This window comes from Paenibacillus sp. OT2-17 (assembly GCF_009827695.1).
Classification (GTDB): domain Bacteria; phylum Bacillota; class Bacilli; order Paenibacillales; family Paenibacillaceae; genus Paenibacillus; species Paenibacillus polymyxa_B.
In genome coordinates this window covers 1-1066 of sequence record NZ_WUDQ01000872.1, presented here as the reverse complement: position 1 = coordinate 1066, position 1066 = coordinate 1, and the positions used below count along the sequence as shown (strand labels likewise).

At 40.5% G+C, this 1066-nt stretch carries 2 protein-coding genes; both read right to left on the bottom strand.

Annotated features, from left to right (window positions below; genetic code table 11):
• A partial coding sequence (locus GRP75_RS27810; RefSeq protein ID WP_160790986.1) for an MFS transporter occupies window positions 1-226 on the bottom strand: 226 nt, incomplete at its 3' end.
• Between the two features lie 107 nt (window positions 227-333).
• The coding region (locus GRP75_RS27805; protein WP_160790985.1) for a helix-turn-helix domain-containing protein at window positions 334-1066 on the bottom strand (733 nt) is incomplete at its 5' end.

Here is a 1066-nt window from a genome sequence, read left to right as displayed (position 1 = left end):
TGAATCCAAGCAGAATCACAGGCTTGCGTCCCTTTGCATCACTCAGATTTCCCCATATTGGGGCCATTAAGGCCATCGTTATGGAGCCAAGCGATATAATTAACCCAGAATGACTTTCTCTTAATCCCAACTCACGAATAAGGGGCGGCATAATTGGAGCAATGAGCATGAGCCCTAGCATAGCCACAAATACACTGAAAAAGATGCTCCCTTTTATTCTGTTCATCCTCGCACACTCCTCTGTTATAGATTCTCTCTATGCAGAAGTATACGAGTCACAGCACCACTCTACTGCCTATATACGGATTATTCTACGGTTAAACGGATTTTATTTTAAAATACCTTCTTTAAGGATGATGGCTTCACTCCGTATTCCCGGAAAAATTGCTCTGAAAATGCACTCACATTGCTATATCCTACAGCCATCGCAGCTTCAGTCACATTGCTTTCTTGGCTTCGGAGCAGCTTCATCGCATAATCAAGACGAATTTGGCGCAAATATTCAAATACAGTAGTTCCAAAGCAGGCTTTGAATCCTTTTTTTAATTTAAAATCGTTTAATCCAACCTTTTTGGATAATGTGATCAGTGAGGGTGGATCAATCATGCTGAACTCAAGTATCTCCCGAGCCATATGCAGCTTTCTAACATCTTCTTTAGACAAACCTTCGGGCATAGGTGTTAAATCAAATAATTGAATCATAAATCGATTTAAAATCTCAAGTGCTGCTGCTTCCATTAACAAAGGCGATTTATGCACACTTTTCAAGTCTTTGATCAAATGTTCAATCATCACTATACTTCTGTGATCCAGTTCAAAACTAAAGTGATGGAATGCAGCTCCCTTAAGAATTTGATTAAATTCAATAGCTACCTGCCGACGAGCCGCTAACTGTGAAGCCGCATAATTAAACAACGAAATCGGAATGCCAAGTGCAAATGATTTGTATTGTTCGTTAACCGGAGGATGAAAGCACGCTTTAAAATCCTGTAAAAAAATAAGTGCCCCCTGTCCCATCGGGAGTGTATAATCCAACCCAGCCACATTCACATGACGTTGACCCGAA